This is a genomic window from Nakamurella panacisegetis, from assembly GCF_900104535.1.
Classification (GTDB): domain Bacteria; phylum Actinomycetota; class Actinomycetes; order Mycobacteriales; family Nakamurellaceae; genus Nakamurella; species Nakamurella panacisegetis.
Map to the genome: position 1 here is coordinate 2101039 of NZ_LT629710.1, position 15453 is coordinate 2116491.

A 15453-nucleotide genomic window follows, 5' to 3' on the forward strand; every position below is an offset into this window, starting at 1 on the left:
CGGTGATCGCGGGCCCGGCAACACCGGGAAGGTCAGGCTGACAATTCGCCGGCGATGAACCGCTCGACGTTGTCCCGGGCCTGGTCGTCCGGGAACTGCACCGGCGGGGACTTCATGAAGTACGACGACGCCGAGGTCAGCGGGCCGGCGATGCCGCGGTCCTTGGCGATCTTGACGGCGCGGACGGCGTCGATGATGACACCGGCCGAGTTGGGCGAGTCCCAGACCTCGAGCTTGTACTCCAGGTTCAGCGGGACGTCACCGAAGGCCTTGCCCTCGAGGCGGACGTAGGCCCACTTGCGGTCGTCCAGCCAGGCCACGTAGTCACTCGGGCCGATGTGCACGTTGCGCGCCCCGAGATCCCGGTCGACCTGGGAGGTCACGGCCTGGGTCTTGGAGATCTTCTTGGATTCCAGGCGATCGCGCTCCAGCATGTTCATGAAGTCCATGTTGCCGCCGACGTTGAGCTGCATGGTGCGCTCGAGCAGCACCCCGCGGTCCTCGAACAACTTGGCCAGCACCCGGTGGGTGATGGTCGCGCCGACCTGGGACTTGATGTCGTCACCGATGATCGGCAGCCCCGCGGCGCGGAACTTCTCGGCCCACTCCGGCGTGCCGGCGATGAACACCGGCAACGCGTTGACGAATGCGCATCCGGCATCGATGGCGCACTGGGCGTAGAACCGGGCGGCATCCTCGGACCCGACCGGCAGGTAGCAGACGACCACGTCGACCGCGGCTTCGCGCAGCGCGGCGACGACGTCAACCGGCTCGGCGTCCGACTCGGACACCATCTGGCGGTAGTACTTGCCCAGGCCGTCCAGGGTGTTGCCGCGCTGCACGATGACGCCGGTCGGCGGCACGTCGGCGATCTTGATCGTGTTGTTCTCCGAGGAGCTGATCGCCTCGGAGAGATCGAACCCGACCTTCTTGGCGTCGACGTCGAACGCGGCGACGAACTGCAGGTCGGAGACGTGGTAGTCGCCGAACTGCACGTGCATCAGGCCGGGGACACGGGCGTCGGCGGGCGTGTTGCGATAGAACTCGACGCCCTGCACCAGCGACGACGCGCAGTTGCCGACGCCGACGATGGCGATCCGAATGGGATGTGAACCCATGACTAAACTCCCTGTGTTGGAACGGATATGGACAAGCAATGGACAAAGCGTCAGACCGGCGGGGACTTTCCCTGCCGCTCGTCGGCGATCAACTCGTTGAGCCATCGGACTTCTCGGTCGGCCGATTCCAGGCCGAGTTGCCGGAGCTGATCGGTGTAGGCGTCCATCCGGTCGGCGGCCCGGCTCAGCGCGGAACGCAGACCTTCGCGCCGCTCCTCCAGGCGCCGGCGGCGGCTCTCGAGGATGCGGAGCCGGGCTTCGGCGGTGGTGCGCGAGAAGAAGGCCAGGTGCACCTCGAAACCGTCGTCGGACGAACTCTGCGGTCCGGAGTCGGCCAGCATCTCGGCCAGCCGTTCCTTGCCCGCCGTGGTCAGCCGATAGACGACCCGCGAACGTCGTGACGTCAGGGGGACCGCATCGGCATCGACCTCGGCCGGGTCGGACGTGAGCTCTCCGGCGGCCTGCAACCGGCGCAGCGTCGGGTACAGGGAGCCGTAGGAGAACACCCGCAGCGAACCGAGCGTGGTACTCAATTTCTGCCGCAGCTCGTAACCGTGCATCGGCGAATCGGCCAGCAGTCCGAGGATCGCCAGCTGAAACGCCGACGAAGTCTCCTTCGCCACGATCCACCTCCGGTCCCGGCTGCTCATCGAGGTGACAAACGCGTCCGTATGTCACCTTGAGTATCGCCACGATACATCGGCGTTCATACCGCGCAAGGCCAGAATTGACTGTGACCTGCGTCCCCGGTGCCCTCGAAATGGGGCCAGAACGCCCCGCGTAGGCTGGATCGATGCGAACACAGCGAGGGTTGGTGGACTACGCGTTGCAGCGTCGTGCCCTGCTCGCCGAGGTCATGTCGGGTCGCACCGGCGTGACCGAGGTCTGTGACGCGACCCCGTACCTGATCCGGGCGGCCAAGTTCCACGGCGTGCCAACGGACGTCAGTTGCCCGGTGTGCCGCAAGGAGCCGCTGACCCACGTCTACTGGGTGTACGGCGACGAGATCAAACACATGGCCGGGTCGGCTCGGCAGCCGGTCGAACTGGAGAAGATGGCCACCGACTTCGGCGAGTTCTCGGTCTACCAGGTCGAGGTCTGCCGGACCTGCTCCTGGAATCACCTGGTCGCCTCGTTCGTCATGGGATTCAAGGGGGAGCAGGCGCCGAAGCGCCGTCGTGTGGTCAAGTAGGGCGTGGAACAACCAGGCTGGTTCGCCGACGCCGTCGTCTATCAGATCTACCCGCGCAGCTTCGCCGACTCCGACGGCGACGGGATCGGTGACCTGCGCGGCGTCATCGGCAAGGTCGACTACCTGGCCGACCTGGGGGTCGACGTCATCTGGCTGTCGCCGGTGTATCCGTCGCCGCAGGACGACAACGGCTACGACATCAGCAACTACCGGGACATCGCGCCCGTGTTCGGGTCGCTGGACATCTTCGACGAGTTGCTCGGCCGGGTCCACGCGCGCGGCATGAAGCTGGTGATGGACCTGGTGGTCAACCACACCAGTGATGAGCATTCCTGGTTCGTCGAGTCCAGCTCCGGCCCCGACAGTGCCAAGCGCGACTGGTACATCTGGCGCCCGGCCCGATCCGGCATGACGGCCGGAGTTCCCGGGGCCGAGCCGACCAACTGGACCTCGTTCTTCTCCGGTCCGGCCTGGCAGCTGGACGAGGCAACCGGCGAGTACTACCTGCACCTGTTCTCGCCCAAACAACCGGATCTGAACTGGGAGAACCCCGACGTCAGATCGGCCGTCCACGAGATGATGCGGTGGTGGCTCGACCGCGGTGTCGACGGCTTCCGGATGGACGTCATCAACATGATCTCCAAGACGCTCCCGCTCACCGACGGCTCGACGGTCGGCTCCGTGATCGGGTCCGAGCAGTTCCTCAACGGGCCCCGCGTCCACGAATACCTGGCCGAGATGCACCGTGAGGTGTTCGCCGGCCGGACCGGGAGGTACCTGACGGTCGGCGAGACCCCCGGCGTGACGGTGGACGATGCGCGGCTCTACACCGACCCGGCCCGGGGCGAGGTGGACATGGTCTTCCAGTTCGACCACGTCGACCTGGACCACGACGGGTCCAAATGGGAGCACATCCCGCTGCGATTGCTCGATCTCAAGGCGTGTTTCGGCCGTTGGCAGGCCGGCCTGGCCGACCTGGGCTGGAACAGCCTGTACTGGAACAACCACGATCAGCCGCGGGTGGTGTCCCGGTTCGGCGACGACGGCCAGCACCGGGCGCGGTCGGCCAAGGCGCTGGCCACCGTGTTGCACCTGCACCGCGGTACGCCGTACGTCTACCAGGGCGAGGAGTTCGGCATGACGAACTTCCCGTTCGCCTCGATCGAGGACTTCCAGGACATCGAATCGATCAACCACTACCGGCAGGCCGTGGCCGGCGGACAGGACCCGGCTGCGGCGATCGCCGCGATGCGCATCGCTGGCCGCGACAACGCCCGCACCCCGGTGCAGTGGGACGCGACACCCCAGGCCGGTTTCACCACCGGGACGCCGTGGCTGGCCGTCAACCCGAACTACGTCGAGATCAACGCGGCCGCCGCGCTGGCCGACCCCGATTCCGTACTGCACCACTACCGGAAGCTGATCGCCCTGCGCCACCTGGAACCAACGGTGGGCCGCGGGGACTTCACCATGGTGCTGCCGCACGACGAACAGATCTACGCGTTCACCCGCCGCCTGGGGCACACCGAGTTGCTGGTGCTGGCCAACTTGTCGGGGGAACCGGCCGATCCCGGACCGCTGCCCGAGTGGGCGGCCGCCGAGATCCTGCTGACCAACGTCCCGGACGGCGCCGCGGTTCTGCTCCCGTGGGAGGCACGGATCCTGCGCCGATCCCTCTGACCGCCGGCCGACCCGTCGTCCGCGGCCCGTGGACGGCGCGGCCCGGGCCACACGCCGCCCACATCGGCCCCAGTACCATCACGCCGTGGACGAACGCGAGCAAGGGCGCACCGGCGACGACGCGGAAGGCCCGCTCACGCCGGAGACGGCCGTGTTCGCCGACACCGAACTGATCCCGGTCGAACCGGTCGAACCGGGGCTCTCCCGTTCGGCCTCCCTCTCGCCCACCGAGCGCGTCATCCCGACCTGGACCGATCCGACCGTCCGCCGCGCCGCCGAGTTGATCGGTGGCCCACTCGGCCGGCACGCGAGCGTCGGCCGGGCGACCTGGCTGACCCCGCTGCGGGTGTGCCTGCTCATGGCCATCGCCGTTCTGATCTTCGGCTGGCTGTTCAAGTCGGCCTGTATCCAGCAGGGTCCGAACGGGGCCGGTGGGGTGACGCTGGACCAGAGCGGTCAGCGGCCCTGGATCACCGGCTGCTACAACGATGTGGTCCCGCTCTACGGCAGCCACAAACTGGACACCCAGGCGTTGCCGTACAAGACGTCCTGGACCGGGGACGACGGCACCGTCCACTACATGGAGTACCCGGTGGTCACCGGCTACTTCATGTGGGCCATGAGCGTCCTGGCGAAGTACTACGTGCAGTTCGCCGGCAACGTCGGCCTCCCGGTGCCGCTGGATGTGGCCGCGTACTTCACCATCGGCGCGATCGTGCTGGCCCTGTTCTACCTGTGGGCGGTCGCCTCGACCGCCCGGATCGCGCGTCGACGCGTGTGGGACGTGGCCATCATGTGCCTGTCCCCGCTGCTCATCGTGCATGCGTTCACCAACTGGGACCTGCTCGCCATCGGCATGACGGCCGGGGCGATGGTCGCCTGGGCTCGGGGCCGGCCGGTCCTCGCCGGGGCACTGATCGGTCTGGGCACGGCCGCCAAGCTGTACCCGGTGCTGCTGCTCGGGCCGATCCTGCTGCTCTGTCTGCGCTCCGGGAGGTATCGGGGACTGATCCGGGCCGCGGTGGCGGGTGCGGTGGTCTGGCTGGCGGTCAACCTGCCGGTGATGGCGCTGTACCCGCAGGGTTGGTACGAATTCATCAAGCTGAACTCCGAGCGGCCGGCCGAGTACGACACCTGGTACGCCATCTACAGCACGTTGTCCGGCAGTCACGTCTTCGACAACGCCAATGGCGCGGACACCCCGACGTTCCTGAACGTCCTCTCGCTGGCCCTGTTCGGCCTGGCCTGCCTGGCCATCGCCTGGTTCGCGCTGTCGGTCCGCCGCCGCCCGCGGCTGGCCCAGCTGATCTTCCTGGTGGTCGCGGCGTTCCTGCTGACCAACAAGGTCTGGTCACCGCAGTACAGCCTGTGGCTGTTGCCACTGGTGGTGCTGGCCCTGCCGCGCTGGCGCCCGGTGCTGGCCTGGCAGTTCGCCGAGGTGGTGACCTGGATGCTGCTGATGTTCTCCTTCGCCGGGGTCGACAACAAGGGCCTGTCGATCTATCCGTTCGTCGCGGCCGCGCTCGTGCGTGACGCGCTGGTCGTCGTGCTGGTGGTCCGGGTGATCCGGGAGATCCTGCGCCCGGCAGAGGACCTGGTCCGGATGGCCGGCGACGACGATCCGTCAGGCGGTGTCTTCGCCAATGCCCCCGACCGTTGGACGCTGCCGTCGATCCCGGTGCTGTGGGCGCGGAAATCGTACGAGGAGCCGGAGGACGCCCGGGAACCGGTACTGGTCGGGGCGGCCGAGCCCGGCGGGTCGCCGGAGGGCGAACGGTCGATCAGCCTGGTCAAGGGCCAGCCGTCCTGACCCGATCCGCCCGGCGGGTCACGAATTTCAGGCCGGACCAGGTGGTGTCGATCGCCGCCACCTTGACATCCACACGTTCGTTGGCCAGTCCGAACTCGCGGACCGATGTCTCGTCGAGATCGGTGACGATGCCCGATGACTTCTTCGGCCAGCAGACCCAGACCGCTCCGGCGACCGTCTGCCGGGCCTTCGCCGGCTCGAACAGACCGTTCAGGGTGGCCCGATCCGGGCAGAACAGCAGCACGACCGGATAGAGCCCACCGGGCATGCGGTCCACCGGCGTCTGCAGCGCGGCGAGGTCGAACGAGAGCGGATCGCCCAGCAGCAGCACGTCGGTGCCGGGCTTGATCCCGAGCTTCGCCGGGAGTGGCGTTCGTGAATATCCGGCCGTCATGCACACATCCTGGCCGGTGGCCGGGTCAGTGGCGGGCGCACCCCCGGACCACGCTGTGGCCGCGGACCCGGCGCGGCGTGGATCCTGCTCCATTTGGGCTGGTCGGGCCCGCGCTGGTAGCCTTCAAGGGTTGTGCTGGGCCCGCCGACGTCGGCGGGCGCCTTCGTGTCAGGGGTTCGTCCTCGAAACCTGAAGGCATGCAACACCCTCCTGCCACGGAAAGACCGTGGCCGACGAGTCCATAGGAGGTGCACGTTGAGCGTATCCACCGCTCCGCGTCACTATGAGCTGCTGCTCATCCTCGATCCCAACCTCGACGAGCGAACTGTTTCGCCGTCGATCGACACCTTCCTGAACGTCATCCGCCAGGGTGGCGGCAGCGTCGAGAACGTCGATATCTGGGGCAAGCGCCGGTTGGCGTTCGAGATCAGAAAGAACCCGGAAGGCATCTACGCCGTCATCAAGGTCACCGCCGCGTCGGCGACCGTGGACGAACTGGATCGTCAGCTGAACCTCAACGAGTCCGTGCTGCGCACCAAGATCACGCGCACCCCGGAGAAGATCCGCGTCCGCCGCACCCGCAACTCCAAGAAGTAGGCCCGGTCATGGCAGGCGACACCGTCATCACGGTGGTTGGGAACCTGACGGCCGATCCCGAACTGCGGTTCACCGCGTCGGGCGCGGCGGTCGCGAACTTCACCGTCGCGTCGACGCCGCGGACCTTCGATCGTGCTTCCAACGAGTGGAAGGACGGCGAGGCTCTCTTCCTGCGCTGCAACATCTGGCGGCAGGCCGCCGAGAACGTGGCCGAGTCCCTCACCCGCGGCTCGCGCGTCATCGTCTCCGGTCGTCTCAAGCAGCGTTCCTTCGAGACGAAGGAAGGCGAGAAGCGCACCGTCATCGAGCTCGAGGTCGACGAGATCGGCCCCTCGCTTCGCTACGCCACGGCCAAGGTCAACCGCGCGAACCGCGGTCCCGAGACCGGCGGCGGCGGCGGATACGGAGCGGGTGGTGGCACCGGCGGTGGCAACTCCGGCGGTGCCGGTTACTCGGGTGGCGGTCGCACCGGCGGCAGTGCACCGGCCGACGATCCCTGGGGCTCCGCGCCTCCGGCCGGCGGCGGGTACAGCGACGAGCCACCCTTCTGACCTTCGGCCCCGCCGATCGGTCGGGACGCGCCTCACGCGTTGCGTTCTTTCACAGCATCTTGAACAGCTAACAATCAACAACACACGACAGACTTCGTCCGTCGTGCATCGATTTCGGAGAAATCAATGCCCAAGCCCCCAGTACGGAAGATCAAGAAGAAGGTCTGCGCGTTCTGCAAGGACAACGCAGCCCCCATCGACTACAAGGACACGAACCTGCTTCGCAAGTTCATCTCCGACCGCGGGAAGATCCGCGCCCGCCGGGTCACCGGCAACTGCACCCAGCACCAGCGCGACGTCGCCACGGCCGTGAAGAACGCCCGTGAAGTCGCCCTGCTGCCGTACACCTCGACCGCTCGATAAGGAAGGGACCACTCATGAAGCTGATTCTGACGACTGATGTCCCGAACCTTGGTGCCCCTGGCGACATCGTCGAGGTCCGTGACGGCTACGGCCGTAACTTCCTGCTCCCGCAGGGCAAGGCCATCGCCGCCACCAAGGGTGCCGAGAAGCAGGTCGCGACCATCAAGCGCGCCCAGCTGGCCCGCGAGATCCGCGGCACCGAGCACGCCAACGAGGTGAAGCAGGCCCTGGAGAAGCTCAACGTCTCCATCACCGCCCGCACCACCGGCGACGGCACCAAGCTGTTCGGCTCCATCACCACGGTTGACGTCGCCGCCGCCATCAAGGCCGCCGGCGGTCCGACGCTCGACAAGCGCACCATCGACACCGCCGGACACATCAAGTCCATCGGGTCGCACCCGGTCTCGATCAAGCTGCACCCTGGCGTCACCGCCACGGTGTCGCTGGTCGTCAAGGCCGGCTGACCGCTCGACAGCACTCCTGAAGGGCCCTCGGACCGCGGTCCGGGGGCCCTTTTGCGCTGTCCGGGCGTCGGCTTGCCTACAGGGAGCAATCGAGCGTGTCCGTTCGGGTGAACGTGACCAGGCTCATGCCCACAGTGTGCCAACGGACCGATATTCTCGGTCGGTATGCTGGCCACGACATGCGGCAAACGTGTGAAGAACATCAGATGAACGCGACAAGCTAACGCGGCGTGATCAGGCCGGGTGGGGGCGCGTCGGACCTGGGAGGAAGGCTCGTGACGAGCTGCCGTTTGTGCGGGCACCACGACTTGATCAGTGTGCTGGACCTGGGGGCCACCCCGCCGTGTGAGTTGTTCCTGACGGCGGACGCACTCGACTCGCCGGAAATGACATATCCGCTGCACCTGCGGTTGTGCCCGGAATGCCTGCTGCTGCAGATCCCGGCGCTGATCACCCCCGAGGACACCTTCACCGACTACGCGTACTACGCCTCGTACTCCACGTCCTGGGTGGAGCACGCAGGCCGGTTCGTGACCGCCGCGGTCGAGCGGGCCGGCCTGACGTCCGACTCTCTCGTCGTCGAGGTCGCTTCCAACGACGGCTATCTGTTGCAGCACGTCGTGCGGAGGGGCATCGAATGCCTGGGCATCGAGCCCTCGGTGAACGTCGGACAGGCCGCTCGTGAAATCGGCGTACCCACCCGCACGGACTTCCTGGACGAGAAGGTCGCGGCCGAGGTCCGCGCCGAGCACGGGCCGGCCGACCTGGTGGTGGCCAACAACGTCTACGCGCACATCCCCGATCTGCTCGGTTTCACCCGGTCGCTCCGCACCCTGCTGGCCGACGACGGCTACCTGTCGATCGAGGTGCACCACGCGCTGAACCTGGTGCGGGAGGCCCAGTTCGACACGATCTACCACGAGCACTTCCAGTACTACACGGTGCTGTCGGCCCAGCGGGCCCTGGCCACCGCCGGGCTCACCGTGGTCGACGTCGAACTCCTGCCGACCCACGGTGGATCGATCCGCGTCTGGGCCCGCCCGGAGACCGCCGCCGCTGACATCGCCCCGTCCGTGCAAGCGGTGCTGGACCTCGAACGCGAGGCCGGGCTGCACCAGGTCGATGGATACCTCGACCTGGCTCCGCGGGCCGCCACCATCCGACAGGAGTTGCTGGGCTTCCTGCTGGACTGCGCGAAGACCGGTACCACCGTCGCCGGATACGGCGCGCCGGGCAAGGGCAACACCCTGCTGAACTTCTGCGGCATCCGACCCGACCTGCTGCCGTACACGGTGGACCGCAATCCGTACAAGCACGGACGTTTCACCCCGGGTACCCGCATCCCCATCCTGCCCCCCGACCAGATCGACCTCGACCGGCCGGATGTCGTGCTGGTGCTGCCCTGGAACCTGAGACCCGAACTCACCGCCCAACTGGCCCACATAGCGGAGTGGGGCGGCCGGCTGCTGTTCCCGCTGCCCACCCTCACGTTGATCGACCCGGCCGACCGCCCGACGGAAATGGAGCTCACGCGATGAAGGTCGTTCTGTTCTGCGGCGGGTTCGGCATGCGGATGCGGGAAGGACGCCCGGGCGAATCGACCGTCGAGATCCCGAAGCCGATGCAGATGGTCGGGCCCCGGCCGCTGCTCTGGCACGTGATGCGGTACTACGCCCATTTCGGCCACACCGAGTTCATCCTCTGCCTCGGCTACGGAGCGCAGGCCATCAAGGACTATTTCCTGCACTACGAGGAGACGGCCTCCAACGATTTCGTCCTCCGCGGCGGGCAGGTGGAGCTGCTCTCCACCGACATCAGTGCCTGGACCATCAAATTCGTGCACACCGGCACCGCATCGCCGATCGGTGAACGGCTCCGACGGGTGCGATCGCACCTGGACGGTGACGAGATGTTCCTGGCCAACTACGCCGACGTCCTGTCCGACGCCCCGCTGGACGTGATGATCGACCAGTTCAAGAACTCCGGCGCCGCCGCCTCGATGACGGTGGTCCCGCCCCAGTCCTCCTTCCACTGCGTCGATCTCGGGGCGGACGGCAACGTCACCTCGATCACCCCGGTGAGCCGACTGCCGCTGTGGGAGAACGGCGGATACTTCGTGCTGACCCAGGAGGTGTTCGACCACCTCCCGGAGAACGGCGACCTGGTCGAGGATGCATGCGGTGCCCTGGCCGCGCAGGGCCGGCTGATGGCCTACCGTCACGAGGGATTCTGGAAGCCGGCCGATACGTTCAAGGAACGGGCCGAGCTCGACGCGGCCTGGGCTTCCGGTGACCGACCGTGGATGGTCTGGCGTGACGACAAGCCAATTCCGGTCTGATCACGTGAAATCCTTGACGCCAGGCCGGATCTCCGAGGTGGTCGTCCTCGGCGCCCACTGCGACGACATCGCCATCGGGGCCGGCGGGATGCTGCTCGGACTGTGTCGGGCCAACCCCGGGGTCCGGGTCACCGCGGTCGTGCTGACCGGCGGCGGGACCGAGCGGGAGGACGAGGAACACGCTGCGCTGCAGGCATTCTGCCCCGGCGCTGACCTCACCGTCACGGTGTCCGCACTGCCCGACGGGCGGCTGCCCGTGCACTGGGAGACGACCAAGGACGCCATCGCCGCGGCCCGCGGCCCGGTGCCCCCTGACCTGGTGCTCGCGCCCCAGCGTCTCGACGCCCACCAGGACCACCGGCTGGTGGCCGAGATCGCCCCGACCGTCTTCCGGGACAGCCTGATCCTCGGATACGAGATCCTCAAGTGGGAGGGCGATCTCCCGACGGTCACCGTGTACCAGCCGCTCGCCGACGAGCTCGCGCAGGCCAAGGCCGACCTGCTCGGGCAGCACTATCGCAGCCAGGCCGGACACGACTGGTTCGACCGCGAGGCCTTTCTCGCTCTGCTGCGGATCCGCGGGGCACAGTGCCACACCCGTTACGCCGAAGGCTTTGTCACCGAGAAGATCACGGTGGACCTCACCTCCGGTTCCCTTCACCCGAAAGAACGAGTCTGACCATGCGCGTACTTCTGACCGGACACCTCGGCTACCTGGGCACGGTGATGGCGCCGATCCTGTCCGCCGCCGGCCACGACGTCCTCGGTCTGGATTCCGGGCTGTTCGCCGGGTCGATCCTGGGCGAGGTCCCGGCCGACCCCAAGGGCCTCGCGGTCGACCTGCGGGACGTCCAGCCCGAGCACCTGGCCGGCTTCGACGCCGTCATCCACCTGGCTGCGCTGTCCAACGACCCGCTCGGATCGCTGGCCCCCCAACTGACCTACGACATCAACCACACGGCGTCCACCCGGTTGGCCCGGCTGGCCAAAGACGCCGGGGTCTCGCGTTTCCTTTACGCCTCGACCTGTTCGGTGTACGGCACGGCCGGTGACGCGCTGGTCGCCGAGGACGCTCCGCTGCGTCCGGTCACGCCGTACGCGGAGTCGAAGGTACTCGTCGAGGATGATCTGCGAGCTCTGGCCGACGAGGACTTCTCGCCGGTCTTCCTGCGGAACGCGACGGCTTTCGGCTTCTCGCCGCGGCTGCGGGCCGACATCGTGCTCAACAATCTGGTCGGGCACGCGGTGCTCACCGGCACCGTACGGGTGATGTCGGACGGCACCCCGTGGCGTCCGCTGGTGCATGCGCGAGACATCGCCGGGGCCTTCGCCGAGGCGCTGGTCGTCCCGCGGGAAGCCGTGCACAACAGGGCCTTCAACGTGGGTACCGAGGTGAACAATCTGACCGTGGCCCAGATCGCTCAGCACGTGGTCGAGGCGGTCCCCGGGTCGGAGTTGCTGATCACCGGCGAGAGCGGCCCCGACCCGCGTTCCTACCGGGTGGACTTCTCCGCGATCCGGGCCGCGATGCCGAACTACCGCGCGAGCTGGTCGGTGCCCGACGGCGCCCGGGAGCTGGCCGAGAAGTACGTGGCCTCGGGCCTCACCGCCGACGGGTTCGCCAACGACTTCGTGCGGCTGGCCGTCCTCAACCGCCGGCTGGCCGCCGGGAGCCTCGGCGCCGACCTGCGGGTCGCCCAAGCGAACGCATGACGTCCGGTCCACCCGTCAGCCCGACCGGCGGCCACCCGGCCGGGCGCCGCCTAGCGGCCGAGCTGCGCTCGGAGTTCGGCGAAGCTCCCGGCCGCATCGTCACGGGCGCTGACCGTGCCCACCGGCAGCGGCCAGGCGATGGCCAGATCGCGATCGGCGTGGTGGACGGCCAGATCCTCGTTCGGCGCGTGCGGCCGGTCGATGCGGTAACAGATGTCGGCCGCGTCGGTCAGCACCTGGAAGCCGTGCAGGAAGCCGGTCGGCACATAAAGGTGCCGCATCTCGACGTCGTCGAGCCGGAAGGCCAGGGACCGGCCGAAGGTCTTCGAATCGGGGCGGATGTCGACGATGACGTCGTGCACCGCCCCGCGACCGCAGCGGACCAGCTTGGCCTCGCCGGCCCCGGATCGGCTGTGCATCCCGCGCAGAGCTCCGCGTCCGATGGTCCTGGACTGGGAGTCCTGGCGGAACATGCGCCCGTCCAGCCCGTGTGCGGCGGCGACGTCGACGTCGAAGGTGCGGGAGAAGAAGCCGCGGTCGTCGCGGTGGACCTGGGGGACGAAGATCAGCACGCCGGCCAGGTCGGAGGTGAGAACCTGCATGATGTGATCATGCCCGTTGGACGGTGCCGCGCCTGCACCGCGGTCGACCCGGTGGTGGTGCTGGACCTCGGGACGCAGCCGGCGGCCGACCACTTCCCGCTGATGACCGACCCGGGACCGGATGCGGCCTTCCCCCTGGCGATGCGGCTCTGCCGGTCGTGCGGGTTGGCGCAGCTCGACGACGACTTGAGCGAAGCCGACGAACCGCGCGCGGTCGAGCCGGAGGCCCTGCGGCTGCAGGCCGCCCAGGCCGTCGGACTCGTCGAGCGCGCCGGGCTCCTGACCGCAGCGCGCACGGTCGCCGAGTTCGGCTCGCCGCACGGCGGCAGTGTTGTGCCGCTGTTCACCGCTCGCGGGTTGACCGAGGTGCCCGGTGGCCCGGCCGATGTGGTGTTCGATTCGTTCGGGATGATGCACGAGGCGGACCAGGCCGATGCCGTCGGTCGCCGGGCGGCCCGGCTGGCGATCGAGGGGACGTTGTTGCTGCAGTTCCACTCGCTCGAGGCCATCCTCCGCCAGGGGCAGTGGAATGCGTTGCGGCACGGGCACTATGCCTACTACTCGCTGACCTCCGTTGTCCCGTTGCTGGCCGCGGTCGGACTGCGGGTGGTCACCGCCTGGGAATTCGACCTGTACGGCGGGACGGTCCTGCTGGCGGCGCGGCGGGACGGCCGGCCGGACGCCGCGGTGCAGCGGATCCTGGAACGCGAGGCCGCAGCCGGGGTCACGGACCCGGCGGTGTCGGCTCGCCTGCAGCAGGCGGTCGACCTGGACGCGTCCGCCCTGCATGCCCATCTGAGCGACCAGAAGCGCAGCGGCAGAACGGTTTTCGGCTACGGCGCGGCGTCCCGGGCAGTGGCCCTGTTGGCCGTGGCCGGGGTCGATGCCGAGCTGCTGGCGGGCGTGGCCGACGCGTCGCGGGCGAAGCAGGGACGGCGGATGCCCGGCAGTGGCGTGCCGGTGATCAGTCCGGAGCAGCTGGTCGCGGCCGACCCGGACGAGGTGCTGCTGTTGCTGCCCGATCTGCTTCCCGAGGTCGAGCGCAACTATCCGGCGCTGGCCGGACGATGGCGCGTGCATCGGGTCCCGGAGCACTCCGCCGACGATGGGCTCGGGACATGACGCCGGCTTCCCGGCCGCCGGATTCCCCGAAACCGGCGTTGCCGCAGCAACGCTCGGACCGGCTCGGTCCGCGCTTCGGCTTCGCCGAGTCCAATCGGGCCCAGCGACGGCTGCACGAGCTGGTCCCCGGCGGCGCGCACACCTACGCCCGCGGCAGCGACCAGTACGCCGACGGACGCGCCCCGGTGCTGACCCGCGGGCTCGGAGCGCGGGTCTGGGACGTCGACGGCAACTGCTACGTCGAGTACGGCATGGGTTTGCGGGCGGTCACCCTCGGACACGCCTACCCCCAGGTGGTCAAGGCAGTGACCGAGGCGATCGGGCTGGGTACCAACTTCACCCGCCCGACCGTCCTGGAAGAGGCTGCGGCGCAGGACTTCCTGGACAACGTGCCGTTCGCCGACATGGTGAAATTCGCCAAGAACGGCTCCGATGTCACCACCGCAGCGCTCCGGCTCGCCCGCGCGGCCACTGGCCGGAGCCTGGTCGCGGTCGCCGACCAGCCGTTCTTCTCGGTCGACGACTGGTTCATCGGCACCACCGGCATGGACGCCGGCATCCCGGCGTCCGTCACGGATCTGACCCTGCGGTTCACCTACAACGACCTGGAGTCCCTTCGGGCGCTGTTCGCGGGGCACCCGGACGGTATCGCCGCCGTGTTCATGGAGGCGGCCACGGCGACGGCCGAGCCGGCGCCCGGATTCCTGCAAGGGGTCCGCCGGCTGTGCGACGAGCACGGCACGGTGCTGGTCTTCGACGAGATGATCACCGGATTCCGGTGGGCGGCCGGCGGGGCCCAATCGGTGTACGGCGTGGCCCCGGATCTGTCGTGCTGGGGCAAGGCGATGGGCAACGGGTTCCCGATCTCCGCCCTCGCCGGGCGGCGGGACCTGATGGAGCTCGGGGGATTGCGTACCGACGCCGACCGGGTGTTCCTGTTGTCCACCACCCACGGCCCGGAAACGGCCGGACTGGCCGCCTTCCGGGCCGTCGTCCGGGCCTACCGGGACACCGATCCGGTGGCCGCCATGGAGCGGGCCGGGACGATGCTGGCCCGGGGGGTGGCCGAACTGGCTGCCGACGCCGGCCTGAGCGATCAGATCGGCACCACCGGTCGTCCGTCGTGCCTGATCTACACGACGCGGGATGCCGACGGAGCACCGTCGCAGGCCTACCGGACGCTGTTCCTGCAGGAACTGGTGGAGCGGGGCGTACTGGGACAATCGTTCGTCACCTCGGCCGCGCACACCGACGCCGACGTGGACCACACGCTGTGGGCCGTTCAGCAGGCGCTGCCGGCCTACCGGCGCGCGCTGGAGCAGGGCGGGGTGCACGGCGTCCTGCGCGGTCGTCCGGTGGCGCCGGCACTGCGCCGCTCGGCCGCGCCCCGTCGCGAGGCCTGACACCCTCTCGGGTGAACCCGTCATTCCTTCGGGTAGCATTTCCGTGCACGACGAACCTGGGCCGGATCGGCGTCATTCCGTTGGAGGCTCGCGGTCGACATGGTCG

Annotated in this window: 17 protein-coding genes; 13 read left to right on the top strand and 4 right to left on the bottom strand. The window is 68.5% G+C overall.

Annotated elements, in window-relative coordinates; all coding sequences use genetic code 11:
- Positions 1-32: 32 nt before the first annotated feature.
- Together BLS97_RS09140 and BLS97_RS09145 are read right to left on the bottom strand one after the other, a co-directional pair.
- Positions 33-1118: an inositol-3-phosphate synthase gene (locus BLS97_RS09140; RefSeq protein WP_090475705.1), complete on the bottom strand. Its 1086-nt coding sequence runs from the start codon at positions 1116-1118 to the stop codon at positions 33-35.
- A gap of 50 nt (positions 1119-1168) precedes the next feature.
- Positions 1169-1741 carry a PadR family transcriptional regulator gene (locus BLS97_RS09145; RefSeq protein WP_231988444.1) on the bottom strand — a complete coding sequence of 191 codons (573 nt, stop codon included), beginning with the start codon at positions 1739-1741 and terminating at the stop codon, positions 1169-1171.
- Between the two features lie 170 nt (positions 1742-1911).
- Between BLS97_RS09145 and BLS97_RS09150 the strand changes: the two genes are divergently transcribed.
- From BLS97_RS09150 to BLS97_RS09160, 3 genes are all read left to right on the top strand, one after another.
- A complete protein-coding gene (locus BLS97_RS09150; protein WP_090475707.1) occupies positions 1912-2310 on the top strand; it encodes a DUF5318 domain-containing protein in 399 nt (132 codons plus the stop codon).
- A 3-nt stretch (positions 2311-2313) separates the two neighbouring features.
- The gene (locus BLS97_RS09155) at positions 2314-3990 is read left to right on the top strand and encodes an alpha-glucosidase (RefSeq protein WP_090475708.1); all 1677 of its coding nucleotides are present in this window, start codon (positions 2314-2316) and stop codon (positions 3988-3990) included.
- Between the two features lie 85 nt (positions 3991-4075).
- Positions 4076-5800: a glycosyltransferase family 87 protein gene (locus BLS97_RS09160; protein ID WP_197676485.1), complete on the top strand. Its 1725-nt coding sequence runs from the start codon at positions 4076-4078 to the stop codon at positions 5798-5800.
- Here the strand turns inward: BLS97_RS09160 and BLS97_RS09165 are convergent.
- Positions 5781-6194 (bottom strand): DUF3052 domain-containing protein, encoded by a 414-nt coding sequence (locus BLS97_RS09165; protein WP_090475709.1) that lies wholly within the window; start codon positions 6192-6194, stop codon positions 5781-5783. The genes BLS97_RS09160 and BLS97_RS09165 overlap by 20 nt on opposite strands.
- Positions 6195-6449: 255 nt before the next feature.
- Between BLS97_RS09165 and rpsF the strand changes: the two genes are divergently transcribed.
- From rpsF to BLS97_RS09205, 8 genes are all read left to right on the top strand, one after another.
- Positions 6450-6791 carry a 30S ribosomal protein S6 gene (gene rpsF, locus BLS97_RS09170; protein ID WP_090475710.1) on the top strand — a complete coding sequence of 114 codons (342 nt, stop codon included), beginning with the start codon at positions 6450-6452 and terminating at the stop codon, positions 6789-6791.
- Positions 6792-6799: 8 nt separating this feature from the next.
- Positions 6800-7342 (top strand): single-stranded DNA-binding protein, encoded by a 543-nt coding sequence (locus BLS97_RS09175; RefSeq protein WP_090475711.1) that lies wholly within the window; start codon positions 6800-6802, stop codon positions 7340-7342.
- Positions 7343-7468: 126 nt separating this feature from the next.
- Positions 7469-7705 carry a 30S ribosomal protein S18 gene (gene rpsR, locus BLS97_RS09180; RefSeq protein ID WP_090475712.1) on the top strand — a complete coding sequence of 79 codons (237 nt, stop codon included), beginning with the start codon at positions 7469-7471 and terminating at the stop codon, positions 7703-7705.
- Between the two features lie 14 nt (positions 7706-7719).
- Positions 7720-8169, top strand: coding sequence for a 50S ribosomal protein L9 (rplI, locus tag BLS97_RS09185; RefSeq protein ID WP_090475713.1), 450 nt, complete (start codon positions 7720-7722; stop codon positions 8167-8169).
- 275 nt (positions 8170-8444) lie between these two features.
- Positions 8445-9707: a class I SAM-dependent methyltransferase gene (locus BLS97_RS09190; RefSeq protein ID WP_090475714.1), complete on the top strand. Its 1263-nt coding sequence runs from the start codon at positions 8445-8447 to the stop codon at positions 9705-9707.
- Positions 9704-10507: a glycosyltransferase family protein gene (locus tag BLS97_RS09195; RefSeq protein WP_090475715.1), complete on the top strand. Its 804-nt coding sequence runs from the start codon at positions 9704-9706 to the stop codon at positions 10505-10507. The genes BLS97_RS09190 and BLS97_RS09195 overlap by 4 nt, the downstream gene beginning before the upstream one ends.
- 4 nt (positions 10508-10511) lie before the next feature.
- Positions 10512-11186 carry a PIG-L deacetylase family protein gene (locus tag BLS97_RS09200; protein WP_231988446.1) on the top strand — a complete coding sequence of 225 codons (675 nt, stop codon included), beginning with the start codon at positions 10512-10514 and terminating at the stop codon, positions 11184-11186.
- Positions 11187-11188: 2 nt separating this feature from the next.
- Entirely contained in the window at positions 11189-12220 is a 1032-nt protein-coding gene (locus tag BLS97_RS09205) for an NAD-dependent epimerase/dehydratase family protein (protein WP_090475716.1), read from the top strand.
- Positions 12221-12270: 50 nt separating this feature from the next.
- Here the strand turns inward: BLS97_RS09205 and BLS97_RS09210 are convergent, their stop codons facing one another.
- Positions 12271-12822: a dTDP-4-dehydrorhamnose 3,5-epimerase family protein gene (locus tag BLS97_RS09210; protein WP_090481766.1), complete on the bottom strand. Its 552-nt coding sequence runs from the start codon at positions 12820-12822 to the stop codon at positions 12271-12273.
- Positions 12823-12831: 9 nt separating this feature from the next.
- Between BLS97_RS09210 and BLS97_RS09215 the strand changes: the two genes are divergently transcribed.
- Together BLS97_RS09215 and BLS97_RS09220 are read left to right on the top strand one after the other, a co-directional pair.
- Positions 12832-13944 carry a class I SAM-dependent methyltransferase gene (locus tag BLS97_RS09215; protein WP_090475717.1) on the top strand — a complete coding sequence of 371 codons (1113 nt, stop codon included), beginning with the start codon at positions 12832-12834 and terminating at the stop codon, positions 13942-13944.
- On the top strand, positions 13941-15347 hold the full coding sequence (locus tag BLS97_RS09220; RefSeq protein WP_172832250.1) for a glutamate-1-semialdehyde 2,1-aminomutase: 1407 nt from the start codon (positions 13941-13943) through the stop codon (positions 15345-15347). Before BLS97_RS09215 ends, BLS97_RS09220 begins: the two co-directional genes overlap by 4 nt.
- Positions 15348-15453: the final 106 nt, after the last annotated feature.